The sequence below is a fragment of the Pseudomonas sp. DR48 genome, assembly GCF_019823085.1.
Classification (GTDB): domain Bacteria; phylum Pseudomonadota; class Gammaproteobacteria; order Pseudomonadales; family Pseudomonadaceae; genus Aquipseudomonas.
Genome location: NZ_CP081946.1, coordinates 2,031,123 through 2,056,275 on the forward strand (window position 1 = coordinate 2,031,123; position 25,153 = coordinate 2,056,275).

The 25,153-nt window shown below is 57.8% G+C and carries 30 protein-coding genes; 11 read left to right on the forward strand and 19 right to left on the reverse strand.

The features are described 5' to 3' along the window. Positions 1 to 226: 226 nt before the first annotated feature. On the reverse strand, positions 227 to 1,285 hold the full coding sequence (locus tag K5K95_RS09345; RefSeq protein ID WP_222589214.1) for a PA0069 family radical SAM protein: 1,059 nt from the start codon (positions 1,283 to 1,285) through the stop codon (positions 227 to 229). Positions 1,286 to 1,508: 223 nt separating this feature from the next. Between K5K95_RS09345 and K5K95_RS09350 the strand changes: the two genes are divergently transcribed. Then, positions 1,509 to 1,814: a hypothetical protein gene (locus tag K5K95_RS09350; RefSeq protein WP_222589215.1), complete on the forward strand. Its 306-nt coding sequence runs from the start codon at positions 1,509 to 1,511 to the stop codon at positions 1,812 to 1,814. 61 nt (positions 1,815 to 1,875) lie between these two features. Here K5K95_RS09350 and K5K95_RS09355 read toward each other — a convergent pair whose 3' ends face one another. From K5K95_RS09355 to K5K95_RS09365, 3 genes are read right to left on the reverse strand one after another with little or no spacing between them, the layout of a single operon-like run. Next, the gene (locus tag K5K95_RS09355; protein WP_222589216.1) at positions 1,876 to 3,180 is read right to left on the reverse strand and encodes a c-type cytochrome; all 1,305 of its coding nucleotides are present in this window, start codon (positions 3,178 to 3,180) and stop codon (positions 1,876 to 1,878) included. Positions 3,181 to 3,192: 12 nt separating this feature from the next. After that, positions 3,193 to 4,977, reverse strand: a complete 1,785-nt coding sequence (locus K5K95_RS09360; protein ID WP_222589217.1) for a GMC family oxidoreductase — start codon at positions 4,975 to 4,977, stop codon at positions 3,193 to 3,195. Positions 4,978 to 4,979: 2 nt separating this feature from the next. Continuing rightward, positions 4,980 to 5,720, reverse strand: a complete 741-nt coding sequence (locus K5K95_RS09365; RefSeq protein ID WP_222589218.1) for a gluconate 2-dehydrogenase subunit 3 family protein — start codon at positions 5,718 to 5,720, stop codon at positions 4,980 to 4,982. Positions 5,721 to 6,012: 292 nt separating this feature from the next. On the opposite strand from K5K95_RS09365, the gene K5K95_RS09370 reads away from it, so the two are divergent. Beyond that, positions 6,013 to 6,663 carry a dual specificity protein phosphatase family protein gene (locus K5K95_RS09370; protein WP_222589219.1) on the forward strand — a complete coding sequence of 217 codons (651 nt, stop codon included), beginning with the start codon at positions 6,013 to 6,015 and terminating at the stop codon, positions 6,661 to 6,663. Positions 6,664 to 6,718: 55 nt separating this feature from the next. On the opposite strand, the gene K5K95_RS09375 is transcribed toward K5K95_RS09370, so the two are convergent. Together K5K95_RS09375 and prlC are read right to left on the reverse strand one after the other, a co-directional pair. Further along, positions 6,719 to 7,006 carry a YheV family putative zinc ribbon protein gene (locus tag K5K95_RS09375; RefSeq protein ID WP_090177333.1) on the reverse strand — a complete coding sequence of 96 codons (288 nt, stop codon included), beginning with the start codon at positions 7,004 to 7,006 and terminating at the stop codon, positions 6,719 to 6,721. Continuing rightward, positions 7,003 to 9,054: an oligopeptidase A gene (gene prlC / locus K5K95_RS09380; protein WP_261398142.1), complete on the reverse strand. Its 2,052-nt coding sequence runs from the start codon at positions 9,052 to 9,054 to the stop codon at positions 7,003 to 7,005. Before prlC ends, K5K95_RS09375 begins: the two co-directional genes overlap by 4 nt. A gap of 89 nt (positions 9,055 to 9,143) precedes the next feature. Between prlC and K5K95_RS09385 the strand changes: the two genes are divergently transcribed. Together K5K95_RS09385 and K5K95_RS09390 are read left to right on the forward strand one after the other, a co-directional pair. Further along, positions 9,144 to 9,689 (forward strand): gamma carbonic anhydrase family protein, encoded by a 546-nt coding sequence (locus K5K95_RS09385; RefSeq protein ID WP_222589221.1) that lies wholly within the window; start codon positions 9,144 to 9,146, stop codon positions 9,687 to 9,689. A gap of 44 nt (positions 9,690 to 9,733) precedes the next feature. Beyond that, complete coding sequence (locus K5K95_RS09390; RefSeq protein WP_222589222.1) at positions 9,734 to 10,384, forward strand: HAD family hydrolase; 651 nt, start codon at positions 9,734 to 9,736, stop codon at positions 10,382 to 10,384. Positions 10,385 to 10,472: 88 nt separating this feature from the next. Here K5K95_RS09390 and K5K95_RS09395 read toward each other — a convergent pair whose 3' ends face one another. Continuing rightward, positions 10,473 to 11,549, reverse strand: coding sequence for an aminopeptidase (locus tag K5K95_RS09395; RefSeq protein ID WP_222589223.1), 1,077 nt, complete (start codon positions 11,547 to 11,549; stop codon positions 10,473 to 10,475). A 61-nt stretch (positions 11,550 to 11,610) separates the two neighbouring features. On the opposite strand from K5K95_RS09395, the gene K5K95_RS09400 reads away from it, so the two are divergent. Both K5K95_RS09400 and K5K95_RS09405 read left to right on the forward strand, forming a co-directional pair. Then, positions 11,611 to 12,033, forward strand: coding sequence for a hypothetical protein (locus tag K5K95_RS09400; protein ID WP_222589224.1), 423 nt, complete (start codon positions 11,611 to 11,613; stop codon positions 12,031 to 12,033). A gap of 40 nt (positions 12,034 to 12,073) precedes the next feature. Further along, on the forward strand, positions 12,074 to 12,496 hold the full coding sequence (locus tag K5K95_RS09405) for a hypothetical protein (protein ID WP_222589225.1): 423 nt from the start codon (positions 12,074 to 12,076) through the stop codon (positions 12,494 to 12,496). A 6-nt stretch (positions 12,497 to 12,502) separates the two neighbouring features. On the opposite strand, the gene K5K95_RS09410 is transcribed toward K5K95_RS09405, so the two are convergent. Together K5K95_RS09410 and K5K95_RS09415 are read right to left on the reverse strand one after the other, a co-directional pair. Next, positions 12,503 to 12,736, reverse strand: coding sequence for a DUF1161 domain-containing protein (locus K5K95_RS09410; RefSeq protein ID WP_222589226.1), 234 nt, complete (start codon positions 12,734 to 12,736; stop codon positions 12,503 to 12,505). 221 nt (positions 12,737 to 12,957) lie between these two features. Next, positions 12,958 to 13,389 carry an OsmC family protein gene (locus K5K95_RS09415; RefSeq protein WP_222589227.1) on the reverse strand — a complete coding sequence of 144 codons (432 nt, stop codon included), beginning with the start codon at positions 13,387 to 13,389 and terminating at the stop codon, positions 12,958 to 12,960. Between the two features lie 243 nt (positions 13,390 to 13,632). Between K5K95_RS09415 and K5K95_RS09420 the strand changes: the two genes are divergently transcribed. Beyond that, on the forward strand, positions 13,633 to 14,634 hold the full coding sequence (locus K5K95_RS09420) for an LLM class flavin-dependent oxidoreductase (RefSeq protein ID WP_222589228.1): 1,002 nt from the start codon (positions 13,633 to 13,635) through the stop codon (positions 14,632 to 14,634). A 64-nt stretch (positions 14,635 to 14,698) separates the two neighbouring features. Here K5K95_RS09420 and K5K95_RS09425 read toward each other — a convergent pair whose 3' ends face one another. Next, on the reverse strand, positions 14,699 to 14,920 hold the full coding sequence (locus tag K5K95_RS09425) for a DUF1161 domain-containing protein (protein ID WP_222589229.1): 222 nt from the start codon (positions 14,918 to 14,920) through the stop codon (positions 14,699 to 14,701). A gap of 121 nt (positions 14,921 to 15,041) precedes the next feature. Continuing rightward, positions 15,042 to 15,257: a dodecin gene (locus K5K95_RS09430; protein WP_222589230.1), complete on the reverse strand. Its 216-nt coding sequence runs from the start codon at positions 15,255 to 15,257 to the stop codon at positions 15,042 to 15,044. A 157-nt stretch (positions 15,258 to 15,414) separates the two neighbouring features. Here K5K95_RS09430 and K5K95_RS09435 point away from each other — a divergent pair, with 157 nt between their 5' ends. Further along, positions 15,415 to 15,741, forward strand: a complete 327-nt coding sequence (locus tag K5K95_RS09435) for a YqjD family protein (protein WP_090177306.1) — start codon at positions 15,415 to 15,417, stop codon at positions 15,739 to 15,741. Here the strand turns inward: K5K95_RS09435 and K5K95_RS09440 are convergent. Further along, complete coding sequence (locus K5K95_RS09440) at positions 15,738 to 16,631, reverse strand: LysR family transcriptional regulator (protein ID WP_222589231.1); 894 nt, start codon at positions 16,629 to 16,631, stop codon at positions 15,738 to 15,740. The two genes, K5K95_RS09435 and K5K95_RS09440, sit on opposite strands and share 4 nt — an antisense overlap. A gap of 112 nt (positions 16,632 to 16,743) precedes the next feature. Here K5K95_RS09440 and trpB point away from each other — a divergent pair, with 112 nt between their 5' ends. The 3 genes from trpB (at position 16,744) to K5K95_RS09455 (ending at position 19,380) form a co-directional block, all read left to right on the forward strand. Beyond that, positions 16,744 to 17,979, forward strand: coding sequence for a tryptophan synthase subunit beta (gene trpB, locus K5K95_RS09445; protein ID WP_208670641.1), 1,236 nt, complete (start codon positions 16,744 to 16,746; stop codon positions 17,977 to 17,979). Next, the gene (gene trpA, locus K5K95_RS09450) at positions 17,979 to 18,791 is read left to right on the forward strand and encodes a tryptophan synthase subunit alpha (protein ID WP_222589232.1); all 813 of its coding nucleotides are present in this window, start codon (positions 17,979 to 17,981) and stop codon (positions 18,789 to 18,791) included. The genes trpB and trpA overlap by 1 nt, the downstream gene beginning before the upstream one ends. A gap of 121 nt (positions 18,792 to 18,912) precedes the next feature. After that, positions 18,913 to 19,380, forward strand: coding sequence for an anti-virulence regulator CigR family protein (locus K5K95_RS09455; protein WP_222589233.1), 468 nt, complete (start codon positions 18,913 to 18,915; stop codon positions 19,378 to 19,380). Between the two features lie 54 nt (positions 19,381 to 19,434). Here the strand turns inward: K5K95_RS09455 and K5K95_RS09460 are convergent, their stop codons facing one another. The 7 genes from K5K95_RS09460 to K5K95_RS09490 all read right to left on the reverse strand — a co-directional run bounded on the left by K5K95_RS09460 (position 19,435) and on the right by K5K95_RS09490 (position 25,121). Then, positions 19,435 to 21,360, reverse strand: coding sequence for a DUF4105 domain-containing protein (locus K5K95_RS09460; RefSeq protein ID WP_409999722.1), 1,926 nt, complete (start codon positions 21,358 to 21,360; stop codon positions 19,435 to 19,437). A gap of 32 nt (positions 21,361 to 21,392) precedes the next feature. After that, a complete protein-coding gene (locus K5K95_RS09465; protein ID WP_222589235.1) occupies positions 21,393 to 21,713 on the reverse strand; it encodes a DUF2388 domain-containing protein in 321 nt (106 codons plus the stop codon). A 27-nt stretch (positions 21,714 to 21,740) separates the two neighbouring features. Further along, complete coding sequence (locus K5K95_RS09470) at positions 21,741 to 22,058, reverse strand: DUF2388 domain-containing protein (RefSeq protein ID WP_222589236.1); 318 nt, start codon at positions 22,056 to 22,058, stop codon at positions 21,741 to 21,743. A 105-nt stretch (positions 22,059 to 22,163) separates the two neighbouring features. Beyond that, the gene (locus tag K5K95_RS09475; protein WP_222589237.1) at positions 22,164 to 22,481 is read right to left on the reverse strand and encodes a DUF2388 domain-containing protein; all 318 of its coding nucleotides are present in this window, start codon (positions 22,479 to 22,481) and stop codon (positions 22,164 to 22,166) included. A 144-nt stretch (positions 22,482 to 22,625) separates the two neighbouring features. Beyond that, on the reverse strand, positions 22,626 to 22,835 hold the full coding sequence (locus tag K5K95_RS09480; protein WP_222589238.1) for a DUF1127 domain-containing protein: 210 nt from the start codon (positions 22,833 to 22,835) through the stop codon (positions 22,626 to 22,628). 258 nt (positions 22,836 to 23,093) lie between these two features. Continuing rightward, on the reverse strand, positions 23,094 to 23,246 hold the full coding sequence (locus tag K5K95_RS09485) for a DUF1127 domain-containing protein (RefSeq protein WP_370694728.1): 153 nt from the start codon (positions 23,244 to 23,246) through the stop codon (positions 23,094 to 23,096). Between the two features lie 381 nt (positions 23,247 to 23,627). Further along, on the reverse strand, positions 23,628 to 25,121 hold the full coding sequence (locus tag K5K95_RS09490) for an acetyl-CoA hydrolase/transferase family protein (protein ID WP_222589239.1): 1,494 nt from the start codon (positions 25,119 to 25,121) through the stop codon (positions 23,628 to 23,630). Between the last annotated feature and the right edge of the window lie 32 nt (positions 25,122 to 25,153).

Sequence of the window (25,153 nt, forward strand, 5' to 3'; positions counted from 1 at the left end):
GGAGTCAGGGAATTTTCCCGTTTTGTCCGGTGTGAAGCCAGTGGCTGTTTAAAAAACATCCAGGCCGAGAAGCTAGACCCGTCAGTCACTCGATGAACAAGGTAGCCGTCGAAACTTAACTCAAACTGAATCGAACGCTCTAGAACGTGTGTTCCAGGTCACAAAAAACGTGACCGGCGTCATGGCCAAATGTATTTCCCACTCCTCAACCATACGCCCATTGTCCTCAAATCAATGACATCTGGCGACCCGGCGGGCAGAAGGAATCGCAGTCCAGATTAAAGCCTTCGCGATGATTGAGCCCCAGGCGTTTGATGGTTTTGGCAAAACGTTGCGCCAATAGATCGGCGAACGGCCCCTCACCGCGCATCCGGGCACCGAACCGACTGTCATAGAGCTCGCCGCCGCGGCTTTGTCGAATCAGGCTCAGCACATGCGCGGCACGTTGAGGGTAGTGGGCCGCCAGCCATTCTTCGAACAGTGGCGCCACCTCCAGCGGCAAACGCAACATCATGTAGGCCGCACTTTGCGCGCCCGCTGCGTGAGCCTCGGTGAGCAGGCTTTCAAGTTCGCTGTCGTTGATCATCGGAATCATCGGCGAACACAGCACGCCCACCGGGATACCCGCTTCACGCATCACCCTGATCGCGCGCAACCGGGCCTTGGGCGCCGCGGCACGGGGTTCGAGGATGCGTTTGAGCTCATCGTCCAGGGTTGTGAGGCTGATCATCACCGCCACCAGCCTTTGCTCCGCGAGTTCGGCCAACAGGTCCAGATCGCGAAGAATCAGTGAGCCCTTGGTGATGATAGTCACCGGATGGCGGTAGCGCAGCAGCACTTCGAGGGTTTTGCGAGTGATCTTGTGTTCACGCTCGATCGGTTGATAAGGATCGGTGTTGGAGCCCAGGTTGATGGGCGCGCATTGATAGCCACGCTTGGACAGTTGTTCTTCCAGCACATCGGCAGCGTTGGTCTTGGCGATCAATTTGGTTTCGAAGTCCAGCCCTGGCGACATGTCCCAGTAAGCGTGACTGGGCCGCGCGTAGCAGTAAATGCAACCGTGTTCACAGCCGCGATAGGGGTTGATCGAGCGGTCGAAAGGCAAGTCCGGCGAATTGTTGCGGGTGATGATGGTTTTTGCCGTTTCGATGCGTACCTCGGTGCCTTGGGTGACCGGCGCTTCCTGATACCAGCCGTCATCCTCGACCACCGAGCGATTCGGTGCGAAGCGATTGTGCGGGTTGGTGGCGGTGCCGCGACCGCGTGGTGGCAGAGGGGTGGCCATGATTTTTGCTCCAGGCTGTATGCACATACAGTATAGGGGCCCGAAAAATTCGGCCAGTGCCGTTCGGCGATCTGCCGCATCAAACAGTTTTTGCATCGGGAGTATTAACGAGGCATGTCGTCATCATGGGAAACATATAAATAGTAGGTTGTAGTGTAGTGAGGTAAGTATTATCTCCGGCACACGAAACCTTCGTGAATTACTTATTAAATGGAATTAATAAATGTCAATGTTTAATCAGCGCGGTATTTTTTTGCAGTTGTTGGCCCCGACTATTGTCAATCCAAATGAAGCGCAAGTATCGATGCAACTTGCCCGCAAGGAGTTGGATTGGGATGCCGTCAATGGCGTACAGACCGAAGCACTGGTGGATTCCGTCTACATCACAGCAGTCTCGGCGGATGGCGGTCGATCCTTTAATATCCAGACAATCAGCAGTGATGTAGATGGTGACGGTGATATCGATAGTCATGACAAGGGAAAGCTGCTGGCTCTGGCCAAGGCCTATTCCGTTATCGTCAATCCTTGATAGTTTGATAACTAATTAAACCTGCATGATCGCTCATGCAGGTTCACTTCATTACGACAGCTTAGTTATGCTGGGTGAGTTGGCCAAGATCGTCGCCGGAAGTTGTTTTCATATCATCCTTGCGCAGTTTGGCTACATCGCTAGACTTTACGGTCGTGCCTTTATTTCCCCAACTTGTGCGGATGAAGGTCACGACATCCGCCACTTCCTGATCCGACAGCCGCCAGGCAAACCCGGGCATGGTGAAAGTGGACGGTGCCGTATGCGTGGCCGGCAAGGTCCCGCCCTTGAGCACAATGTGGATCAACGACGTCGGATCGTCCGACTGCAACACCGGGTTGCCCGCCAACGCCGGGAACACCCGCGTATATCCGTGACCGTCGGTACGGTGGCAGGCCGCGCAGTTATCGATGTATACCGAGGCGCCGGGCTTGCTGTCGTCACCTTTCCATAGCGCCTGGGCCACTTGTTTGTCGTACTGGTGCGGCTGGTCGTTGGGGTCATTGGCCGGCAGGGACTTGAGGTAACGGGCAATCGCGGTCAGGTCGGCGTAGGTCATGTACTGCATGCTGTGGGTGACCACATCGCTCATGCCACCGAACACCGCACTTCGATTACTGCGCCCGGTCTTGAGGAATTGCACCAGTTGCTCTTCGCTCCAACTGCCAAGGCCATCCTTGTGATCACCGCGAAGACTTTTCGCGATCCAGCCTTCCAGTGGCGCACTGCCTGACAGAAACGTACTACCTTCCCCGGCATTCAAGGATTTTTCCTGCATGGTCAGGGCACGCGGCGTATGGCAGGCGCCGCAATGTCCCAGGCCTTCAACCAAATAAGCCCCACGACTGACCACGGCATCTGCGCCAGGCGCCGCTTTGTCGTCAGCCACGGCCGGGGCGAACAGCCAGCGCCACCCCATCAGCGGCCAGCGCATGCTCAATGGCCAGGGAATATCGCTGGCCTTGTTCTCCTGGGCCACCGGCGCCACGCCGTGCATGAAGTAGGCGTACAAGGCTTGCATGTCGGTTGCGTTGACGCTGGCGTAGGACGGATACGGCATCGCCGGGTACAAAGTACTACCGTTTTTGGCTACGCCATGGCGCACGGCTTTGTCGAAGTCCTCGAAGCTGTAGTCGCTCAGGCCGGTTTTGTCCGGCGTGATGTTGGTTGAATAGATCGTCCCTATCGGCGTTTCCATCGGCAAGCCACCGGCGAATGGCTTGCCGTCCTTGGCGGTGTGACAGGCCACGCAGTCGCCGGCACGGGCGAGGTATTCGCCTTGTTTGATCAGGTTTTGATCAACTTCAGCGGCGCTGATCGAGCCACTGCCAAGTAGGGCCAAGGTCGCGATAACGAATGCTTTCATGCTCATCGCTCCTTAAGCCTGAACCAGCGGGCCGGGGTTTTTCAGGTACTGCTCGCGGATCGCCCGCGCCGACCAGTAGGTTAATGCGGCGACCAGACCTGTAGGGTTGTAGCCCAGGCCTTGTGGGAATGCCGACGCGCCAGGGACGAACACGTTGTGCACGTCCCAGCTCTGCAGGTAACGGTTCAAGGCACTGGTTTTCGGGTTGGTGCCCATGATCGCGCCACCGTTGAGGTGGGTGGTCTGGTAGGACGCGGTGTTGAAGTGATCACCGACCTGTTTGCCGATCACGGCGATGGCTTTGGGGCCCATCGCTTCGGCGACCTTGCCCAGTTTCTCGACCATGAAACGGTTCATCTTGATGTCGTTTTCTTGCCAGTCGAAGGTCATCCGCAGCAGTGGCAAACCGTAGGAATCGCGGTAAACAGGGTCGAGATCCAGGTAGTTGCCACGGTAGGACTGATGCGCGCCGTGGGCGTCCATCGACACTTGGTGGGTGTAGTAATCGGCGGTGGCACGTTTCCAGGCACTGCCCCAGGCCGGCGTGCCTGGTGGGTTGGACGTCCCGGCAATCGGCCGGCTGCCGGCCTGGTTGACCCACATCGGCGAGCCGCCGACGAAGCCGTGGGGGCCGTGGTCGAAGTTGTCGGCGTTGAAGTCATCAATCGCCACACCGTTGCCGCCGGCACCAATGAAGTTATTGGTGTGGGTGTCCTTGTCGAAGAACGCCTTGATGGTGGCCATGTTCTGGTAGGCGAAATTCTTGCCGACCACGCCTTCGCCGCTGATCGGGTCGTAAGGCTTGCCGATGCCGGAGAGCAGCATCAATCGCACGTTGTGGAACTGGAACGCGCTGAGGATCACCAGGTCGGCAGGTTGCTCGATCTCTCGGCCCTGGCCGTCAATGTAAGTCACGCCGGTGGCTTTGCTCTTGGTGCTGTCGAGGTTGACCCGCAGCACGTGGGAATTGGCCCGCAACTCGAAATTCGGCAGCGGCTTGAGGGCCGGAAGAATATTCACGTTCGGCGAAGCCTTGGAGTACATGTAACAAACGTAACCACTGCAAAAACCGCAGAAGTTGCACGGGCCCATCTGGGCGCCGTAGGGATTGGTGTACGGGCCGGACGTATTGGCCGACGGCAGGTTGTAGGGTTTGTAACCTACAGCTGTGGCGGCTTTCTGGAACAGTTGTGCGGAAACCGTGTTTTTCTGGGATTCCAGCGGGAAGGGATTCGAGCGATCTGGCGCGTAAGGGTTGCCGCCCTTGCCTTCACCAACCAACTGGCCATTGACCGTCCAGGCCTGACCCGAGGTGCCGAAGACTTTCTCGGCGTAATCGAAAAACGGCTCCAGCTCTTCGTAGCTGACGCCGAAGTCCTGGATGGTCATGTCCTTGGGGATGAAGCTTTTGCCGTAACGTTCTTCGTAGTGGCTGCGCATCCGCAACTCGATCGGATCGACCCGAAAATGCACGCCGGACCAGTGCAGGCCGGCGCCGCCCACGCCATTGCCGGGCAGGAACGCTCCGAGTTGGCGGTTCGGCAGTGCAATGTCATTCACGCTATGGCGAATGGTAACGGTCTCTTTGGAGATGTCCTGAAAGAGTTTTTTCCGCACGCTGTAGGTGAGTTCGTCGATCACCTGGGGATAGTTGCCATCAGGGTAGGTGTCCTGCATCGGTCCGCGCTCCAGCGCCAACACGTTCAGGCCTGCTTCTGTCAGCTCTTTGGCCATGATCGCGCCAGTCCAGCCAAAACCGACGATCACTGCGTCGACCTTCTTCATTACCGTTGCCATGCTTATGCCCTCTCGCCGCGAATCGAAACTGCCGGGAAGGGGTATTGCTCATTGCGTTCCACCCAATCCATGAAATCGGCGCGGGCGCCGGGGAAGCCGATCATGGTCCAGCCGACCATGCCTTTATTGCCACCGTGGATCGGGTCGCAGAAGAACCCTTCCTTGGTGTTTTGCAGCAGCAGGTTGAAGAAAATCTTCGATGGGACGCTATCGAACTCAGGCTTCCCGGCCTCGAGTTGTTTCAACAAATTGTCTCGGGTAGCGCTGTCTTGCTCGGCAAATATTTTCCCGTTGAACGCCTTCGACCAAGCATCCGTAGCAGCAATACCCAGGCGATAGATCTCTTTGGGCACCAGTTTGCTCTGCCAACCCATTTCTGGCGCGGCATCGGCGTTGAATGGCCCTTGCATAAACCACAGGGCACCGGCGGCGTAAGGGGTATTCATTTGGCGGTCGATATATTCCGGCACGCCGGCTTCCAGCGCGCCGGGTCCTTGGGCATCACTGGGGATCAATTGAGCAACGGCAGCCTTGATGAATGTCCATTCTTCGGCGGTGAAGTAGGTGGGTTCATAGGTGCTGGTGCTGACCGGAGTTCTGCCAGGGTTGGCCGGCGCCGATTCTGGCGCGGCGAGCAGGACGGAGCTGCCCAGCGCGGTGCTGGCGACGGTGACCACCGGGATCAAGGTCAGGGATTTGCGCAAAAACTCACGCCGCGGGTTGTCTCGATCTTGATCAGACATGGGGGGCACCTCATCAGGCATTGATGGTTTTTTCAGCCGTTTCGTCGAACGGCTTTGTGTTTTGGCAGGGATGCGGATCTTTGGCGGCCGTAATAACGCTGCGCATCTGCAAACTTTGGTAACAAATGGTAGCAGGCTAAGTATCACGATGAACCGATTCAGCGGAAATAAACCGGGTTTTGTGACGAAAGTTGCTGCATTCACGATTCTTTGACAGTTGGCTCACAGCGCTTTGACCGCTCAAGGCTGAAGCTGAGCGTCATTATTCCCTTCTTCCCTACGGCCGCCGAGCATGCCCATTACTCGTTTTATCCCAGCTATGTGTCTGTCGCTTGTTGCCTTGTTCAATGTATCGCTGGCCTTGGCCGGCGACAGCACATCATCGCGACCAGCGGAATGGGCGCAGCCGGTGGAGGCGAAGTACAACCTCTTCCAGATGTCCCCGACTCTCTACCGCAGCGCATTGCCGGACAGTGGAGTGGTGCCGCTGCTGGAAAAGCTCAAGGTTGGAACCGTCATCAACTTCCTGCCTGAGTCGGACTCCCGCTGGTTGTCTACACCAGGCATCAACCAGGTCCAACTGCCCTATCGCACCAATCACGTGGATGATGCACAGGTCATCGCTGCCCTTCGCGCAATTCAGGATGCCGAGGCCAAAGGCCCGGTGTTGATGCATTGCAAACACGGTTCCGACCGCACGGGCCTGATGGCGGCCATGTATCGGGTGGTTGTGCAGGGTTGGAGCAAGGAAGACGCTCTGAACGAAATGACCGAGGGCGGTTTTGGTGACAGCACCCACTTCAAGGACGGTGTTCGCTACATGATGCAGGCGGATACCGACAAATTGCGTACCGCATTGGCCAATGGCGATTGCAGTACCAGCCCATTTGCCATGTGCTCCATGAAGAACTGGTTCAAATCGGCGAACGTCGAGAATAAATAGTTAGAAGGGATCATGAGGCCACCGTCCACACCCTTAAGGTGTGGACGGTGGTGACTCAGTGTTGCTCGTCAGGCTTTTTCTTCAGCTTCGGGTTCGGGAAAAACTGCACCGCCTGAACCTTGGCATCCGGTGCCTTCAGCGCCGACGTATTGACCCGCGTGCCCAATTCCTTGGGCACGGACAGACCTTGTTCATTCAACGTGTCGGAATAACCGCAGCCCACGCACTCGCGGTGCGGGACCTCGTCTTCGTTCCACATCATCAATTTGTCGGGCTCGCTGCAGGCCGGGCAGACCGCCCCGGCGATAAAGCGCTTCTTCGTGATCACAGGACCCTCGCTCATGCTGCTGCGACCTCAGTCAGGCCGCTGTGGCGCAAGAGTGCGTCAATCGACGGCGCACGTCCGCGGAAGTCGACGAACAGCACCATCGGTTCCTGAGAACCGCCGCGGGCGAGGATCGCTTCGCGAAAGGCGCGACCGGTCTCGGCATTCAGCACGCCATCTTCTTCGAATTTCGAGAAGGCATCCGCCGACAGCACTTCAGCCCATTTGTAGCTGTAGTAACCCGCCGCGTAACCGCCAGCGAAGATGTGCGCAAAGCTGTTGGGGAAACGGTTATAGGCCGGTGGACGCATGACCGACACCTCGTCGCGCACACCTTCGAGCACTTGCGCCACGCTGCGGCCATCGCCGTGGGTAGCGTGCAGTTCAAAGTCGAACAGCGAAAACTCCAGCTGTCGAACCATCATCAGGCCGGACTGGAAGTTTTTCGCCGCGAGCATTTTTTCCAGCAGGTCCTGCGGCAGCGGTTCGCCGGTTTCGTAGTGACCGGAAATCAGCGCCAGGCCTTCCGGTTCCCAGCACCAGTTTTCCATGAACTGGCTTGGCAACTCGACCGCATCCCACGCCACGCCGTTGATGCCGGACACGCCAGCGTGTTCGACGCGGGTCAGCAGGTGATGCAGGCCGTGACCGAACTCGTGGAACAGGGTGGTGACTTCGTCGTGGGTCAGCAGCGCAGGTTTGCCGCTGTCCGCTGGTGTGAAGTTGCACACCAGGTTAGCCACCGGGCTTTGCAATACGCCGCTAATGGTGCGGCGACGGTCGCGTGCGCCGTCCATCCATGCACCGCCACGCTTGTTGGCGCGAGCGTAGAGGTCGAAGAAGAAGCGGCCGACGTGCTGGCCGTTTTCCTTGATTTCGAACAGACGAACATCCGGGTGCCAGGTGTCGAAGCCCTTGAGCTCGGCAATCTCGATGCCGTACAGGCGTTGGACGATGGCAAACAGGCCGCCCAGTACCTTGTCGATCGGGAAGTAAGCGCGCAGTGCTTCCTGGGCAACGCTGTAGCGTTGTTCGCGCAGTTTTTCACCGTAGAAACCGCTGTCCCAGCTTTGCAGGTCCGGGCAACCTTGTTCGGCGGCGTAAGCCTTGAGTTGTTCCAGGTCGCGGACGGCAAACGGTTTGCTGCGCTTGGCCAGATCGCGCAGGAAACTCAGCACCTGATCGCTGGATTCGGCCATTTTGGTCGCCAGGCTCAGCTCCGAGAAGCTGGCGAAACCCAGCAGCTTGGCCAGCTCCTGACGCAGGTCGAGGATTTCTTCCATGACCGGGCCGTTGTCGTTCTGGCCGGCATTCGGGCCCTGGTCCGACGCACGGGTGCAGTAGGCGGCGTAGACTTCTTCGCGCAAGGCGCGGTCGTGGGCGTAGGTCATCACCGCGTAATAACTCGGGAATTCCAGGGTGATCAAGAAGCCTTCCAGGCCTTTGGCTTGGGCCGCTGCGGCCATTTGCGCCTTGGCCGAATCGGTCAGGCCGGCGAGGGCGGCTTCGTCGGTAACGTGTTTGGTCCAGGCTTGAGTGGCGTCGAGCAACTGGTTGGAGAAGCGGCTGCCGAGCTCCGACAGTTTGCTCTGCACTTCGGCGTAGCGTTTTTGCTCGTCTGGCGGGAGGTCGATACCCGACAAACGGAAGTCGCGTAGTGAGTGTTCCAGGATAGTTTTCTGCGCCACATCGAAACCGGCAGCCTCAAGGCTGTTGGCCAAGGCTTCGAAAGCCTCGAACAGCTCGCGGTTCTGGCCCAGTTCGGTGGAGTAGGCGCTCAACGCCGGCAGGCACGACTCGTAGGCTTCGCGCAGTTCAGCGCTGTTGCACACGGCGTTCAGGTGGCTGACCGGGCTCCAGGCGGCGCCCAGGCGATCATTGAGTTCGTCCATCGCCAGCACCAGACCGGCCCAGGTAGGCTGTTTGCGCTGGGTTTTGAGGATCTCGATAATGGCGGCGCGGTTGTCAGCGAGGATCTGGTCAATGGCCGGTTGCACGTGTTCGGCACGGATCGCCGAGAACGGCGGCAGGTCGTAGGACTGCAAAAGAGGGTTGTTCACGCTCACGGTTGGCACCTTGGCTGGAAGAAACATGCGGCCATCTTAATTACAATCGACGCTCACCGCAGCTATCGGCAACAGAGAGAAACCCTATCGTGACCCTTCGCAAGTATCAGAACCATACGCCGCTACTGGGCAAAGGCGCTTTTGTCGACGGTTCGGCAGTGGTGATCGGCGACGTCGAAATCGGCGAAGACAGCTCTGTCTGGCCGCTGACGGTCATCCGTGGCGACATGCACCGCATCCGTATCGGCGCGCGCACCAGTGTTCAGGATGGCTGCGTGTTGCACATCACTCACGCCGGGCCGTTCAACCCCGATGGCTTCGCCTGCCTGATTGGAGACGACGTGACCATTGCCCATAAAGTCATGCTGCATGGCTGCAGCGTCGGTAACCGGATTCTGATCGGCATGGGCAGCATCGTCATGGACGGTGCCGTGATCGAGGACGATGTGATCGTCGGCGCCGGGAGCCTGGTGCCACCGGGCAAACGCCTGGAAAGCGGCTTCCTTTATGTGGGGAGTCCGGTGAAACAGATCCGCGCGCTGACGGACAAGGAAAAAGCCTTTTTTACCTACAGTGCGGCGAATTACGTGAAGCTCAAGGATTTGCACATGGCCGAAGGCTACGACCAGCTCTGAGCCTCGACTAACGGAAAGCGTTTCGCACTTGCCCAGGAATTTTCATGCATTACCAAACCGTACTGTTCGACCTCGATGGCACCCTGACCGATCCGCGTGAGGGCATTACGCGCTCGATCCAGTTCGCCCTGAGCAAACTGGGCATCGATGAGCCTGACTTGACCAAGCTCGAACACTTCATCGGCCCGCCGTTGTTGCAGGCGTTCATGCAGTTTTACGCGTTCGACGAGGCCAAAGCCTGGGAAGCCGTGAATTTCTACCGCGAACGCTTCAAGGTGACCGGTTTGTATGAGAACCGCGTATTCGACGGCGTTACGCCGTTGTTGGAAACCTTGAGCGGGCAAGGGCGCCAGCTGTACATCGCGACGTCCAAACCGTGGGTATTCGCCCGGGAAATCGCCCGGCACTTCGATTTCGCCAAGCACTTCAAAGTGATTTACGGCAGCGAACTGGATGGCACCCGGACCAACAAGGTCGAGTTGATAGCCCACCTGATGGCCGAAGAAGGCCTGGATCCGGCCAGCACGCTGATGATTGGCGATCGCAAACACGACCTGATCGGTGCTCGCAGTAATGGACTGGATGCGGCGGCGGTGGGTTATGGCTTTGGCAGTCGGGAAGAGTTGAACGCTGAAGCGCCCGCGTATCACTTCGAAACGCTGGAAGAGATGCATCAGGCGTTCTTGCAGCGCTAGTTTATCGCCATCGCGAGCAGCCGCGCGTCCACACGGATCCTGTGGGAGCGAGCCTGCTCGCGATGAGGCCCTATAAGCCGCCGAAATTTTATGAACCAGCCAAAGCCTTCAACGCCGCCTTGCGTTCACCCATCGGCAACGCGCCCAGCTTCTCGACCGCCGCATAAAACTTCACCCAGTCTCCACCAACCTGCTTAAACAACGTCGCAAACGCCGGCACCCATTGGTCATACAGCCCGAACGGCAACAACCGCGCATTATTCATCGGTGCATTGATCCACGCGTCGTAGCGTTTGTCCCCGGCCCATCGGCTGTCGCGCAGCTGTCGATATTCCTGGCGCAGTCGTTCGAACTCCGCCGCTTTGCGTTGGCGCATCTGGTCTGCGGGTAACGGCAGGGCGTACAGCTTTTCAAGTCGTTTGCGAGTGTCCAGAACCAACTGGATGAACTGATCCCGGTGTTGTGACTGCACGCCATCGTCCGGAGGCAGGCCGCGTAATGCACGCCATTGGCGAGTGCCTTCCTGCTCGACAAAGGTGGCAAAAGACTCGTTGAACTCAGTGTCGTTCTTCACATAGAAGCGCTGATGGGCGAGTTCGTGAAAGATCAACGTCGCTAACCGCTCGTCGCCCCAACCCATCATCGAACTGATAATCGGATCATTGAACCAGCCAAGCGTCGAATAGGCCTCGACGCCGCCAATCGACACATCCATACCTTTCAGGCGTTGCATCGCAGCCTCGCCACGGGCGGCACTCTGGTTGTAATAACCGCGGTAGGCGACGCAGCCGGCAATGGGGAAGCAATGGGTCTGTGGTGTCAGGGAAAATTCCGGCGTGGTGAAGACGTTCCAGACCACAAACGGTCGGCCGATGTCGGCATACAGTCGGTAGCTCTGATTATCCGGAAGGTGCAGCTGTTGGCTGGCAAAGGTGCGGGCCTTTTGTGATTGCGCCAGATGTGCACGTAATTGCTCGCTGCGCTGCGGATCGGCGATGACGCTGGAAACCGGCTCCCTGGCTCGCAGCAATTGCAGCTGACCGCTGGCCAGTTGGCTGTAATAGCTGACGCTGGCGCAGCCGCTGAGCAGTAAAAGCAGTACACCCGGAAACAAAATCCGAAAAACGCGATCAAGTAACCCAAGGCTTGGAAGCGGCCTGATCAAAATAAAAATCATCCATGGAGAGTCTGCCCGCAAGACTATCCCGCCTGACTGGAGCTCCGCTATGCGCAAATTGATGCTGACGGGAAGCTTATTGATGCTGACCGGCTGTGCTGGATTCGGATTCCCTCGCCATGATCCGTCTCAAGCATGGATCGACCTGGATTCGCGGCAGGAAGACACCACACTGCAAGCGCTGAAAGTCGATAGAAAGGCTTCACCCGACAAACGCTACTTCGAGGTTCAGCCGGGAAGCCATGAGTTGACGGTGCGTTACCAGTTTGCGGTCCAGCCCAGCAATATCGGTCCTGATGCCAAGCCGCTGTGGCGCGACTGCCAGCTGAATGTGAAATTCAACGACTTCAACGCCGGCGAGCGGTATCAGTTGCAAGCGGGGAATATCGGTTTTCGGCCGTGGGCGAAACTTTATGATCAGCAGCGAAAAGTGATTGGTCAGGGCACACCGGCAGGCTGCCAACGCAGCTGATCGGCGGTATGCTGAATCACCAATCAGTGGGACATTCATCATGCGCAGGTTGATGTTGTTGCTCGCTGCCGGCGTCGTTGCCGGCTGTCAGAGCCCGTTGCCGGCGGTTAACCCGCAAATGGCCTGGGTGGACTTTTCTACACCGTTCCCCAACGACAAATTGCTCATGGCCGAACGTCTGGATAAGCAGCGAATGCCTGACGGGCGTTTTTTTCAAGTGACGCCCGGCAGCCATGAGCTGATTGTTCGATTCGACTTCGAAGTGCCCGGAGGGGGCGGCCCGAGTTTTATGGACGGCCCTACGGAGCGGCTTTGCTACCTGACCATCCAATACGATCATTTCGAAGCCGGCCAGCGTTACGTGCTGGTAGGTCAGTCATTAGCGTTTACCCCCGGTGCCAGGTTGTATAACGCCAAGCGGGAAATCGTCGCCGAAGATCGAGAGTCCTATTGCCTCATGTGAGGCGGATCAGCGGTCGTTCTTCTGGTAGATGATTTTCTTGGTGCCGCCGTCGCACGTACCGACAACCATGTTCTGATCGTGCACTTCATCGTTGGTGACGATTTCCAGGGTATAGGACGAGACGTTTTTCGCCTGGATCTTGGCTTCGATCTCGGCCTTGAGTTCTTCACAGGATTTCGTTGCCGCCAGAGCCGATGTGGCCAGTGCACAACACATAATCGCCAAGGCAAAACGTTTCATGGTGAGGCTCCATTGAGGCAGCGCGCAGGGACCTGCGTTTCAGCTGCTGTCATTTATTCGACCACAGTTTTGCAAAGCGAGTTCTGACTTCGCTCACATGTTGAGCCGTTGGGAGGGTGTCGTTTATAAACTCGCATCGCGAACAGGCTCGCTCCCCACATATTGAATGCATTCCAAATGTGGGGAGCGAGCCTGTTCGTGTAGACGCTTGTATCTGGTTATCAGCTAACCAGCGTTGCATCCAGACTGATTTTCGCATTCAGCACTTTGGACACCGGGCAGCCTTCTTTGGCTTTATTGCTCAACTCCTCGAACTGCGCCTGGGTGGCGCCAGGAATTTTCGCCTTGAGGATCAACTTCACTGCGGTGATCGCAAAACCGCCCTCGACCTGATCCAGGGTAACTTCGGCATTGGTGTCGATGCTCTCAGCCTTGAGGCCAGCATCGCCGAGGATCATCGAAAACGCCATGGAGAAACAGCCTGCGTGGGCTGCGCCGATAAGCTCCTCAGGATTGGTGCCTTTACCGCCTTCGAAACGAGCCTTGAAACCATAAGGCGCTTCTCTGAGTACGCCGGTTTCAGTGGAGATCGAGCCGATGCCGGTTTTCAGGTCACCTTCCCAATGAGCCGATGCTTTCTTCGTGATAGCCATGTCTGCCTCCTCAAGATCCGGTGCGGAACGTCGCACCTTCGTGGTTTTCGGTTGCTAGGGTTCTGAGGATAGACGGTGGCGCAAAGTTCACCTGATCTGATTATTCCTACCGTTTTCGTAGGTTTTTTTGGCTTGGCTATTGAAACTCGGGTATATGCCCTCATTGCATGGAACACGCTTATGGATTTGGCAGGTTTTCGTTCGAGAGAAAAAACCTGCGACCTCAATTGGAGAAGCAGGTTTATGAAACGACTGTCCGATATCAAGTTTTCGACCCTCGATCTGGTGCCCGTGCGCGAGAATGGCAGTGCGGCCCAGTCGCTGCGTAATTCGCTGGACCTTGCGCAACATGTCGAGAAATTCGGTTACAACCGCTTCTGGGTTGCCGAACACCACAACATGGACGGCATCGCCAGTTCGGCTACCTCGGTATTGCTGGGTTATCTGGCCGGCGGCACCTCGACCATTCGGGTCGGTTCCGGCGGTGTGATGCTGCCCAACCACGCGCCATTGGTGATTGCCGAGCAATTCGGCACCCTCGAGAGCCTCTACCCGGGACGGATCGATCTGGGCCTGGGCCGTGCGCCCGGTTCCGATCAAATGACCGCGCGGGCGCTGCGTCGTGAACGCTCTGGCAGTGCTGACGAGTTCCCCGAGGACGTCGCCGAACTGATGCGATACCTCGGGCCACGTACGCCGGACCAGCGGATCATCGCCATGCCGGGCACCGGGACCAATGTCCCGGTCTGGCTGCTCGGCTCCAGCCTGTTCAGCGCACAACTGGCCGGTGAGCGCGGTTTGCCCTACGCGTTCGCCTCCCATTTCGCACCGCGCTTCATGCATGAAGCGATTCGCGTCTACCGCAATCACTTCAAGCCTTCAGCCGTGCTGGATAAACCCTATGTGATGTTGGGTGTGCCGCTGGTGGCAGCTGACACCGATGAGCAAGCGGATTACCTGGCAACATCGGTCTACCAACGTATTCTCGCGTTGATGCGCGGTCAGAGCCTGGTGCAACGTCCGCCGGTGAAGACCATGGATGGCCTGTGGTTGCCCCATGAGAAAGAAGCCGTCGGCGATTTCCTCGGCCTTGCGATGGTGGGTAGCCCACAGAAAATCCGCGCCAAACTGGAAGTATTGGTCGAGCAGACCCAGGCTGACGAGCTGATCTTCACCTGTGATCTGTACGAACACGCTGATCGCGTGCATTCCTATGAGTTGCTGGCGCAGGTCATGAAGGGCTGAGGCTCACAAGCCCCGCAAAAAAGCCGACGCATTGCGTCGGCTTTTTCATTGGTGCAGGACCTGCTTATTTCTTGTAAACGATGACCTTGGCGCCCTTTTCACAGGTGCCTACTTTTTTCCCGCCGGCTTCGGCGCCTTTATCGACGATTTCCAGTGAGTAACCGGAAACGCCCTTGGCATCCAGTTTCGCCGCGATTTCAGCTTTCAGCTCTTCACACGATTTGCCATCGGCGAAGGCTGTCCCCGCAAGGCTCAATAAACCTATCGCCAAAATAAGATTCTTCATCGATCGCATTCCTGGTCGGGTCAAAGGGAGCATCCAGCCATGGGCTAGAGGCACTCATCTAGCGCTTGCCATTTCCCTATGGCGCTCGGCCAGCGCGCAAGTTCAGAAGACTAGCTCAAAGTCAGCTGCTGGCAATCCGGAAGCCGACTTTGAGAGTCACCTGGAAATGTGCCGCTTTGCCGTCCTTGATGTGGCCGCGGGTTTCGGTGACTTCGAACCATTCCAGGTATTTGATGCTTTTACTGGCTTCGGCCAGTGCATTGTTGATCGCGTCTTCGATACTGGACGTGGATGAGCCAACCAGTTCGACTTTTTTGTACGTGTGGTGATCAGTCATGGGTGTTCTCCTCAGGGTGTGAAATACAGCCTAGCAGTGATTTTTCGTCTTACTTCTGTCGGCTGATGTCACGCATAAGTTCAGATTTACTGCACTTTCTCGAACCCTTGAAGTCCCAACCAACACACGCAACTCATATCAATGAAGGAGAGCCACCATGGCCAACACCTCTTTACGTAAAGCCTCATTGCAAAGCATGGAAGCCGAGATCGAGAGTCTGCTCAAATCGTTGGAAAGCCTGAAAGACGATGCCTCGGACGAGTCGCGTAAAACCCTCAAAGCGCTTAAAAGCAACGCCGAGAACGCGCTAAAGCATTCGCGCCATCTGCTGAGCGATGCGTATGAGGAAGTCAAAGTCAAAACCCGCGAAACCGGGATTGCCACTCGGGACTACGCCCAGGAACACCCTTGGACTACCGCTGGCGTCGCTGTCGGTGCCCTCGGTTTGCTCGCGGCGTACCTTCTGTGCAAGCGCGGTGACTAATCTGGTTGGCGCAGCTCATTCTTGAGCCATTGCGCCAACTGCCGAGCGCGCCCGTCCGCGGCGCGCTTGGGTAGCCACAACGCCAGTTGCGCCGGGGTTTCACTGAAACCCCACGGCGCAACCAGGCGACCGGCCTTCAAGTCCTCGGCCACCAGCGGCTCAGGCGCAATCGCCACGCCCAACCCCGCTACTGCAGCTTCCAGCAAATAATATAAATGCTCAAAACCCTGACCGTACTTCAACGCCTTGGCGTCGAGGCCATTTTGCTGTGCCCAGCTCGGCCAGGCCTGCGGGCGCGACGTGGTGTGCAGCAACGGCTCGGTTAGCAACGCGCTGGCCGGTGCACCTTGCAGCTTTTCGTAACCTGCGAAGCGCGGGCTCATGACAGGGCCGATCCGTTCGCTGGCCAGTTCATAGACTTGCATGTCTGCCGGCCATGGCGGCTCTGCAAACACCAACAAGGCATCGAGCCCCGGCCGACGCGGATCCAGATCGCCTTCCCCTGCCGACAGGTGCAGACGCAGGTCCGGCAGGTCCGCATTCAGTCGTCCCAGGCGCGGAATAAACCAGCGCGCCAACAAGCTGCCCGAGCAACCCAGGACGAATGGCGCATCGGCGGTGCTTTGGGTCAGCTCGGCGCATACCGTGCGTAAACGCTCGAAGGCTTCGCTGCTGGCATCACGCAACCGTACGCCGGCATCTGTGAGTTTCAGGCCGCGTCCATCCTTGATGAACAGGCTGACGCCCAAGTGTTCTTCAAGCACCTTGAGTTGCCGGCTGACGGCACCATGAGTGACGTGCAGCTGTTCGGCGGCCTGACTGACGCTGTTCAAGCGGGCAGTCGCTTCGAAAGCACGAAGGGCGTTCAGCGGGGGGAGGTCGTGGCTCATGGGATCTGTGAGTTTTCCTGACAGGTTGTGGCGATCTTATCGGTTTTCAGGCCTGGGCGTCAGGGGTAGAGTGATCGTCATTGTCATCTCACGAATCCAACTGGAGCGACCCATGACCCAGACTAATTTGCGTACCGGCCCCGATGCCAACGGCCTGTTTGGCTCGTTCGGCGGCCGCTACGTTGCCGAAACCCTGATGCCGTTGGTTCTCGACCTGGCCCGTGAATACGAGTTGGCGAAGGAAGATCCGGCATTCAAAGAAGAATTGGCCTACTTCCAGCGTGATTATGTCGGACGTCCAAGCCCACTGTATTTCGCTGAGCGTCTGACCGAGTTCTGCGGCGGTGCGAAGATTTATCTGAAGCGTGAAGAGCTCAATCACACCGGCGCACACAAGATCAATAACTGCATCGGCCAGATCCTGCTGGCGCGGCGCATGGGCAAGAAACGCATCATTGCCGAGACCGGCGCCGGCATGCACGGTGTGGCGACTGCCACCGTGGCCGCTCGATTCGGCCTGGAGTGCGTGATCTACATGGGCACCACTGACATCGAACGTCAGCAGGCCAACGTGTTCCGCATGAAACTGCTGGGTGCCGAAGTGATTCCGGTCGTGGCCGGCACCGGTACGCTCAAAGACGCGATGAACGAAGCCCTGCGTGACTGGGTAACCAACGTCGACAACACGTTCTACCTGATCGGCACCGTTGCCGGTCCGCACCCTTATCCCGCCATGGTCCGTGATTTCCAGGCCGTGATCGGCAAAGAAACCCGTGATCAACTGCAAGCTCAGGAAGGCCGCCTGCCGGACAGCCTGGTGGCGTGCATCGGTGGCGGTTCCAACGCCATGGGCCTGTTTCACCCGTTCCTGGACGACAAAAGCGTCGAGATCATTGGTGTCGAAGCCGCTGGACACGGCATTGAAACCGGCAAGCATGCCGCCAGCCTGAACGGCGGCGTGCCAGGCGTGTTGCATGGCAACCGTACTTTCCTGCTGCAGGACGACGATGGCCAGATCATCGATGCCCATTCGATTTCTGCCGGCCTCGACTATCCAGGCATCGGCCCTGAACACGCCTGGTTGCATGACATCGGTCGCGTCCAGTACACCTCGGTGACCGATCACGAAGCCCTTGATGCGTTCCATAAATGCTGCCGCCTGGAAGGGATCATTCCTGCACTGGAAAGCGCCCACGCCTTGGCCGAAGTGTTCAAGCGCGCGCCGACCTTGCCTAAGGATCACCTGATGGTGGTCAACCTGTCCGGTCGTGGCGACAAAGACATGCAAACCGTGATGCACCATATGGAACACTCTCAACAAGAGCACTCCCAGCAGGAGAAACACTGATGAGCCGCCTGCAAACACGTTTTGCCGAACACAAGGAACAAAATCGTGCCGCTCTGGTGACCTTCGTCACCGCCGGCGACCCGAGCTATGACACGTCCCTGGCGATCCTCAAAGGCTTGCCCGGTGCGGGTGCCGACGTGATCGAGCTGGGCATGCCCTTCACCGATCCGATGGCCGATGGCCCGGCGATCCAGTTGGCGAACATTCGTGCGCTGGGCGCCAAGCAGAACCTGGCGAAAACCCTGCAAATGGTTCGCGAGTTCCGTGAAGGCAATAGCGACACGCCGCTGGTGCTGATGGGTTACTTCAACCCGATTCACATGTACGGCGTGCCGCGTTTCATTGCCGACGCGAAAGCGGCCGGCGTTGATGGCCTGATCGTGGTCGACTTGCCGCCAGAGCATAACGCCGAGCTGTGCGATCCGGCTCAGGCCGCGGGCCTGGACTTCATCCGTCTGACGACACCGACGACCGATGATGTGCGCCTGCCGACTGTTCTCAATGGCAGCTCGGGCTTTGTCTACTACGTGTCCGTCGCCGGTGTGACCGGTGCGGGCGCGGCGACGCTGGAGCACGTGGAAGAAGCGGTGGCGCGCCTGCGTCGTCACACCGATCTGCCGATCAGCATCGGTTTTGGCATTCGGACTCCAGAACAAGCGGCGGCCATCGCACGCCTGGCGGATGGTGTTGTGGTGGGTTCGGCACTGATCGATCACATCGCCAATGCCTCGACGTCGGAACAGGCCGTGGACGGAGTGTTGAGTCTTTGCGCGGCATTGGCCGATGGCGTGCGTAAGGCCCGCGTCAGCTGAAGGTAAAGTTCCTGATACAGAGGAATTAGCGCCTCGCGGCACACACTAAATAGCAAGACCGAGGGCTTCAGGACACCGTTCTGAAGCCCTTTTTGCTGTATGCGCAGTGAGGAAAGACCTGATGAAAATGCCGAAACGTCTGATTGCCAGCCTGGGTGTGCTGATGCTCAGTGCCACCCCGCTGTTGCATGCGAGCGCCGATCAGCGTGACGATCACGACCGCGGCGACCAGCAGCAGGGCCATTACGATAACCGTGGAGATAATCGTGGCGATGACCATGGTAATGATCACCGGGGTCCGCAGGACAACCGTCGCGGCGGCCCTCCACCGCGAGACTTCGGCCCGGTGCGCCAGACCATTCACGACAATCATGGCTATTTCGTAAGGGGCGCGCCGCCACCTCCAGGTATTCACCTGGTTCGTGGTCGACCGTTGCCTCATGGCTATTACGGCGAACGCCTGGATAACCGCGCCTTGGGTCGACTGCCGTATTACCCTGGTTACGAATGGCGCCGTGCGGGCGGCGACATCGTGTTGATCGCCGTGAGCACCGGGATCGTCTACGAGATTCTGGAAGGCGTGCTTTGATTTAACCTGCAGGTAACAAAAAGGCTTCGTGGATCATCCACGAAGCCTTCTTTTTTATGGCAATTCCAATCCGCCCGCCGCTTTGTGCAACTTGCGCAAATGTTCGCCAATCTGTTTCAGGTTGGCTTCATTGGCGGCCATCTCAGCGGCACGACTCGGATCGAGCAGCGCCCGGACTTCCTTGTCCAGATCACCGGTGAGCAACTGAAGCTGCTTCTGGCGCAGACTGCTTTCCGACTCCAGTCGCTGCCATTCACTGGGCTGAGGCAAACCATATCCGCCGCTACCCAGTAGCTCTGCCGGACGGCTGAGGAAGCCGCTATTGGCAAGAATCTGCTGCAAGGTTGCATTGGCCTTGTCCATTCCGCCGTTCTTCAACTCTCTGGCACCCAGATAGCGCTGTTTCACTTCGTCCTGGGCCAACACCAATTGCTGGCGGAAGCTTGCCTGCTCCAGCAACAACAATGCCGCACTGGTGCGCAAGTCAGCCTGTTCGAACCATTGCCGGCGGTCGACGGCTTTTAAAGCCAGCCAGTCCTCGACCTTTTCCTGCTTGATCGGCAAATGCTTTTTCAGCACGTCGAACATCGCCTGGTAGCGATCGCGGAAGGAGTCGAAGCGATAGCCCAGGCGAAGGGCTTCTCGCGGATCATCCAGCACACTGGTATCCGCCAGCCCCCGGCCCTTGAGCACTTCAAGCAAACCGTTGGGCATGATGCTGTCGAGCCCGACCAGTTGCGCATTGTTGGTGCCGCTGCGCAGTAACTTCAGGCCTTCCACCGCGCAGTTGTTGGACAGGAAAAAATAGTTGCCGTCGTAACTCCAGTGCATCTCGGCGGCGTGTTCCACCACGTCTTCGATCTCTCGGCGGGACAGGTTCAGGGGTACCGACGCCAGGCTGCGCAACTCGGTCTTGGTGTATTCGTCGATCACTTGGGACAGCGGCAGGACGAACAGGCGCGACGGGTATTTGCCGACTAGTCCATCCCAACTGGAAAGCTGCACGTCACCGACAAAGGCGCGGTAGGACAAGACCAGATGCTGGTCCAGATCCAGGCGACAGTCCGGTCCCCTTGGCCGCCCCGGCGCACAGATCACCAGGCGCAACATGCTGTGGCCCCAGCGGCTGACCCAGTTCTGGTTGGCTTCGGCTAGCAGATAGTCGACGGCATACACCCGTTCCGGATCGACCTGTCCCAGCGGTTGTTTGGCGAAGTCGTTGCCGGCGTTGAGGAAGGCGAAGGATTTGGCGCAAGTGTCTTTGGCGGCGGGCGCCCAACCGAAATGTTCTTTGTAGTAGCGATACAGCGCGGGACGACGGCAGGCATAGCTCGGGTCGAGGAGGAAATACTCCATGTTGACCGCGACGAACTCCTTGGGACTGCTCGTCTCGTAGATGTCCGGGCTTCGGGCAATTTGTCGGTTGTGCTGTTCGCGCTCGCCACGGCGACCGACGTATTGCTGCCATCCGGCCAGATCCAGCAGGCGAGGATCATCGCTCAAGGTAAAACGCCGTGCGGACTGGCCTCGGCATTCATCGGGCAGGCCAATCAGGCCTGAGCTGTCATTACGTCGGGTGCAACGCTGGATCAGCTTGCGCTCCGCGTCGGGCCACAGGCGTGAGCGATCGTAAATGTGGGTGAGTTCATGCAGTACCGTCGCGAGCATTTCGCGGCGGACAGTGCCGTGGGGGCGATAGGTCTTCTTTGTCGCGGCACTGCCGTCGGTGAGGCTGGCGAGCAGGTTGCGGTTCAGGTCGAGTTCAGAGACCAGCGACGCCTGACCGAAAGCATTGCTCGGCATGTCATCGGTCCAGCCGACATCAATGCGCCGGTCCAGTTGCTCAATGAAGCGTGGCGGCAAGGCCTGCATGGCTTCATCAAGCAACGTTTGACTGGCCTGCTGTTGTTCAGGGCTCAGGCCTTCAGTCTTGAGCCGTAATTGCAGGCTCGCCTGAGCCGTGTTGCAAAGCAGTAGCATTACCCCGGCCAGCAGCCAGGCTACGGGAAACTTCACAGTGCGAGAATGGCTTCTGCGAGAACCTGATCACTGGCGTCGCGGGCTTCGGGTACGCGGATGCGCAAGGTATTGAAGGCCGCTTCCAGGTGAGCGCCGCGTATGTCGCCGTTGCTGGCAACGAAGCTGGCTGCATCGTCGTGGGCTTCACGGACGATCTTGGAGTCGCGGATGGACGTCGTGGTGTCAGACGTGAAATCGAGCGTGCGCCGGGTGGCATTGATGAGGATGTTGCTGGTGGCAACCAGGGTTTGCGCATGAGCTATGTCGGCCAACAGCAGCAGGCCAAGAGTGGCGGCGATCAGGGGGGTACGCATGGAACAGCTCCGCAAGAACAAGGATAACTATTGGACGAGAATTGCCTGCGCCAGTTCAAGGTCGCTTGCATGAAGTTTTGGTTGGGTTTGGCGCAAGTAAATCAGCGCCGACTCCAGCCGCGCTCCGCGTAGCTGGCCGTCGCTGGCAATGAATGCTGCGGCGTCATCGTGCGCAGCCAGTAGCAGCTTACGGTCGAAGGGGGCAGTGGTCACCATGCTGGTGGCGTAACCCGTGGCGACAATGCCTTGCGTGGAAAGATTGAAGGCGTCGTAGGCAAGCGTTGAGCCCGACCAAAAGGCCGGGAGAATGATCGAAAAGTAAACAAGCTTTGGAATAAAACGCATGAGACTCGATTGCCGAAAGCGAGTCCCAAGGCTAGCTCAACGCCCGGCGTAGAGCCAGCGTCGAAACATTGGGACACGACCGGCGTATCTCATGGAGCGTGGGATTTAGATTGCCAGAATAGCCTGGGCCAGTTGGGCATCGGTTGCGTTCAGTTGAGGAACCTGGCGGCGAATGTAGTCAAATGCGCTTTCCAGTTTCACACCACGAATGGCGCCTTCGCTGGCCACATAGCTGGCGGCGTCGTCACGGGCGGCGCGAACAATTTTGTTATCGCGAAAGGAAGAAGTGACATCCGAGGTTGCATCGGAGCTGGACTTCAGCGCGCCAACCACTGCATCCGTGGTCACGATAAAGCTGGTGGCGTGGGAATTTGCAGCCACGACAAGCAGGGCTGCGGCGCTGAGCAGACGAAGACGGGACATGGTGTAACTCCTTTGGATAACCGAAAGTGAGGTGATGAAGCCGCTGTTGGATCAGACGCTTGTCATGCAGCGCTCGCCACGTTCGGGTTGGATATTAAGCCTGCTTTTATCACTTCGAATAGTCCTGTCTTTCAGTGCAGGGCGTCAACGCCAGAACGGTTTGTCCAATTCATTCAGGCGATCGGCGTGGCTAATGCCCAAGTCCGAGAGTTGATGTTCATTCATTTGGCCCAACAAACGCCGGGTTCGAGCTCGCTCAAGGCTATCAGCGAATGCCGTCAACACACCTTTGAGTCTGCTGAATCGCAGTTTGGTTTGTAGGGAAGGGGTGCGGACATTCAGTAAGTCATCCATGACGCAGTCCTTTAGTTGGTGAGTCAGGACGTACATGTTGATGCCGCTGGTACCGGAGCAACAGATACACCGATGTCAAATTGTACCGGTTCAATAGATGAAATGCTTAAACTGTACCTATTCTCCGTTATCTCTTCTGTATAGCCGCCGCCTGATGCCGAAAACGACAAAGCCCGTCGTGGTTTCCCACGACGGGCTCTGTTTTTTCAATTTGGATGCTGGCAGTGGACCCGGTGGGTCAGGGCCAGCGACGCTAAGTTAGCGCCAGAACGGCTTGCTCAGCTCTTCGTAGCGTTGTGCTTCGCTAATCCCGGCATCAGCCAGCAGACGCGAATCCAGACGAGCCAGTTGATGGCGGCTGGAGATGCGGCGCTGCCACAACATCAGGTTGGCAATAACGCGCAGAGGCATGGAAGCCTGGGATTTTGCAGCAGTGTCTTCGAAGAACAGTTCGGAACTGAGTGTACGTTCCATGGTTGACATCCTTCCGCTTATGGCGGGATTAGGTAGTGGTTTAACTGATGCCAATGATCCTCTCGTTTGGCCAGTCCCTGTAGATACAGTTCACCTGTATTGTGAGGGACCAGTTAACTGTTAATAGACGGTGTACTGGTCGAAATTGAGGCAACTGTACTTGTCTGCACCAATAAGGGGCAAAAATGCCCGTCTTACACGATTTGGTAGGGCGATACGGTAAGAAATGACCGGTACAGAAGTACAGTTTTAAACGGAATCGAAGGAAGCGAAGGGCAGCTGACACAACTGTGTTTGTGTCAGCTGTATTTTCCTGGATCAGACCACCAGCATTCGCCCGGTTTCTTCCAGGTTGATGTGCCAACTCAGGGCATCGCGCAGGATATGCGGTGTATGCCCACCCACTGCGCAAGCAGCCGTAAAGTAGTCATCCAGTGCCTGGCGATAATCCGGGTGCACACAGTTGTCGATGATGACCCTGGCGCGCTCGCGTGGTGCCAGACCTCGCAAGTCCGCCAGGCCTATCTCGGTCACAAGGATGTCGACGTCATGCTCGGTGTGATCGACGTGGCTGACCATAGGCACCACGCTGGAGATCGCGCCACCCTTGGCGATGGACTTGGTAACGAAGATCGCCAGATGCGCGTTGCGCGCGAAGTCCCCGGAACCGCCGATGCCATTCATCATCCGCGTGCCGCAGACGTGGGTAGAGTTGACGTTGCCATACAGGTCGAACTCCAGCGCCGTGTTGATGCCGATAATGCCCAGGCGGCGCACCACTTCCGGGTGGTTTGAAATTTCCTGCGGCCGCAGAACCAGCTTGTCCTTATAGCGTTCGAGATTGCCAAACACATCGGCATTACGCCGGCTCGACAAGGTTATCGAACTGCCCGAAGCAAAACTCAGTTTGCCCGCATCGATCAGGTCAAAGGTCGAATCCTGCAGCACTTCGGAGTACATGGTCAGGTCTTCGAACGGCGAATCGATCAGGCCGCACATTACCGAGTTGGCAATGGTACCAATGCCGGCCTGCAATGGGCCGAGCTTGTTGGTCATGCGCCCTGCGGCGACTTCCTGCTTGAAGAAGCCGATCAAATGGTCGGCAATGGCTTGGGTGTCGACGTCCGGCGGCAGGACGGTGGATGGAGAGTCGGACTGATTGGTGATCACAATCGCGACGATCTTTTCCGGCGGGATCGGGATCGCGGTGCTGCCAATACGATCGTCGACCTTCACCAGCGGGATCGGCGTGCGCGTCGGGCGGTAGGTCGGGATATAGATGTCGTGCAGACCTTCCAGATTCGGGTTGTGCGCCAGGTTGATCTCAACGATCACGTGTTTGGCGAAAATCGCGAAGCTGGCCGAGTTGCCCACGGACGTGGTCGGCACGATATGGCCTTGCTCAGTGATCGCCACGGCTTCAATCACCGCAATGTCCGGCAGTTTGAGTTGCTGGTTGCGCAGCGATTCCACGGTTTCCGAGAGATGCTGGTCAATGAACATCACTTCGCCGGCATTAATAGCCTTGCGCAGTGTGCTGTCGACCTGGAACGGCATGCGTCGCGACAGTACGCCGGCTTCGGTGAGCTGTTTATCGAGGTCGTTGCCCAGGCTGGCGCCGGTCATCAACGTGATTTTCAGTGGAGTGATTTTGGCGCGTTCGGCCAATGCGTGAGGTACGGCCTTGGCTTCGCCGGCGCGCGTGAAACCACTCATGCCGACGGTCATGCCGTCCTCAATCAGAGCGGCAGCGTCAGCGGCGCTCATCACCTTATCCAACAACGAAGGCAAACGAATACGATCACGGTACATGGATTGTTATCTCGGGTAACGGAAGCAAGGTC

What these genes read in the sequence shown, in the direction of transcription:
- K5K95_RS09345 (WP_222589214.1), bottom strand. Translation starts at nt 1,285, where the DNA reads ATGGCCACCCCTCTGCCACCACGCGGTCGCGGCACCGCCACCAACCCG.
- K5K95_RS09350 (WP_222589215.1), top strand. Translation starts at nt 1,509, where the DNA reads ATGTCAATGTTTAATCAGCGCGGTATTTTTTTGCAGTTGTTGGCCCCG.
- K5K95_RS09355 (WP_222589216.1), bottom strand. Translation starts at nt 3,180, where the DNA reads ATGAAAGCATTCGTTATCGCGACCTTGGCCCTACTTGGCAGTGGCTCG.
- K5K95_RS09360 (WP_222589217.1), bottom strand. Translation starts at nt 4,977, where the DNA reads ATGGCAACGGTAATGAAGAAGGTCGACGCAGTGATCGTCGGTTTTGGC.
- K5K95_RS09365 (WP_222589218.1), bottom strand. Translation starts at nt 5,720, where the DNA reads ATGTCTGATCAAGATCGAGACAACCCGCGGCGTGAGTTTTTGCGCAAA.
- K5K95_RS09370 (WP_222589219.1), top strand. Translation starts at nt 6,013, where the DNA reads ATGCCCATTACTCGTTTTATCCCAGCTATGTGTCTGTCGCTTGTTGCC.
- K5K95_RS09375 (WP_090177333.1), bottom strand. Translation starts at nt 7,006, where the DNA reads ATGAGCGAGGGTCCTGTGATCACGAAGAAGCGCTTTATCGCCGGGGCG.
- K5K95_RS09390 (WP_222589222.1), top strand. Translation starts at nt 9,734, where the DNA reads ATGCATTACCAAACCGTACTGTTCGACCTCGATGGCACCCTGACCGAT.
- K5K95_RS09400 (WP_222589224.1), top strand. Translation starts at nt 11,611, where the DNA reads ATGCGCAAATTGATGCTGACGGGAAGCTTATTGATGCTGACCGGCTGT.
- K5K95_RS09405 (WP_222589225.1), top strand. Translation starts at nt 12,074, where the DNA reads ATGCGCAGGTTGATGTTGTTGCTCGCTGCCGGCGTCGTTGCCGGCTGT.
- K5K95_RS09410 (WP_222589226.1), bottom strand. Translation starts at nt 12,736, where the DNA reads ATGAAACGTTTTGCCTTGGCGATTATGTGTTGTGCACTGGCCACATCG.
- K5K95_RS09415 (WP_222589227.1), bottom strand. Translation starts at nt 13,389, where the DNA reads ATGGCTATCACGAAGAAAGCATCGGCTCATTGGGAAGGTGACCTGAAA.
- K5K95_RS09420 (WP_222589228.1), top strand. Translation starts at nt 13,633, where the DNA reads ATGAAACGACTGTCCGATATCAAGTTTTCGACCCTCGATCTGGTGCCC.
- K5K95_RS09425 (WP_222589229.1), bottom strand. Translation starts at nt 14,920, where the DNA reads ATGAAGAATCTTATTTTGGCGATAGGTTTATTGAGCCTTGCGGGGACA.
- K5K95_RS09430 (WP_222589230.1), bottom strand. Translation starts at nt 15,257, where the DNA reads ATGACTGATCACCACACGTACAAAAAAGTCGAACTGGTTGGCTCATCC.
- K5K95_RS09435 (WP_090177306.1), top strand. Translation starts at nt 15,415, where the DNA reads ATGGCCAACACCTCTTTACGTAAAGCCTCATTGCAAAGCATGGAAGCC.
- K5K95_RS09440 (WP_222589231.1), bottom strand. Translation starts at nt 16,631, where the DNA reads ATGAGCCACGACCTCCCCCCGCTGAACGCCCTTCGTGCTTTCGAAGCG.
- trpB (WP_208670641.1), top strand. Translation starts at nt 16,744, where the DNA reads ATGACCCAGACTAATTTGCGTACCGGCCCCGATGCCAACGGCCTGTTT.
- trpA (WP_222589232.1), top strand. Translation starts at nt 17,979, where the DNA reads ATGAGCCGCCTGCAAACACGTTTTGCCGAACACAAGGAACAAAATCGT.
- K5K95_RS09455 (WP_222589233.1), top strand. Translation starts at nt 18,913, where the DNA reads ATGAAAATGCCGAAACGTCTGATTGCCAGCCTGGGTGTGCTGATGCTC.
- K5K95_RS09460 (WP_409999722.1), bottom strand. Translation starts at nt 21,360, where the DNA reads ATGCTACTGCTTTGCAACACGGCTCAGGCGAGCCTGCAATTACGGCTC.
- K5K95_RS09465 (WP_222589235.1), bottom strand. Translation starts at nt 21,713, where the DNA reads ATGCGTACCCCCCTGATCGCCGCCACTCTTGGCCTGCTGCTGTTGGCC.
- K5K95_RS09470 (WP_222589236.1), bottom strand. Translation starts at nt 22,058, where the DNA reads ATGCGTTTTATTCCAAAGCTTGTTTACTTTTCGATCATTCTCCCGGCC.
- K5K95_RS09475 (WP_222589237.1), bottom strand. Translation starts at nt 22,481, where the DNA reads ATGTCCCGTCTTCGTCTGCTCAGCGCCGCAGCCCTGCTTGTCGTGGCT.
- K5K95_RS09480 (WP_222589238.1), bottom strand. Translation starts at nt 22,835, where the DNA reads ATGGATGACTTACTGAATGTCCGCACCCCTTCCCTACAAACCAAACTG.
- K5K95_RS09485 (WP_370694728.1), bottom strand. Translation starts at nt 23,246, where the DNA reads ATGCCTCTGCGCGTTATTGCCAACCTGATGTTGTGGCAGCGCCGCATC.
- K5K95_RS09490 (WP_222589239.1), bottom strand. Translation starts at nt 25,121, where the DNA reads ATGTACCGTGATCGTATTCGTTTGCCTTCGTTGTTGGATAAGGTGATG.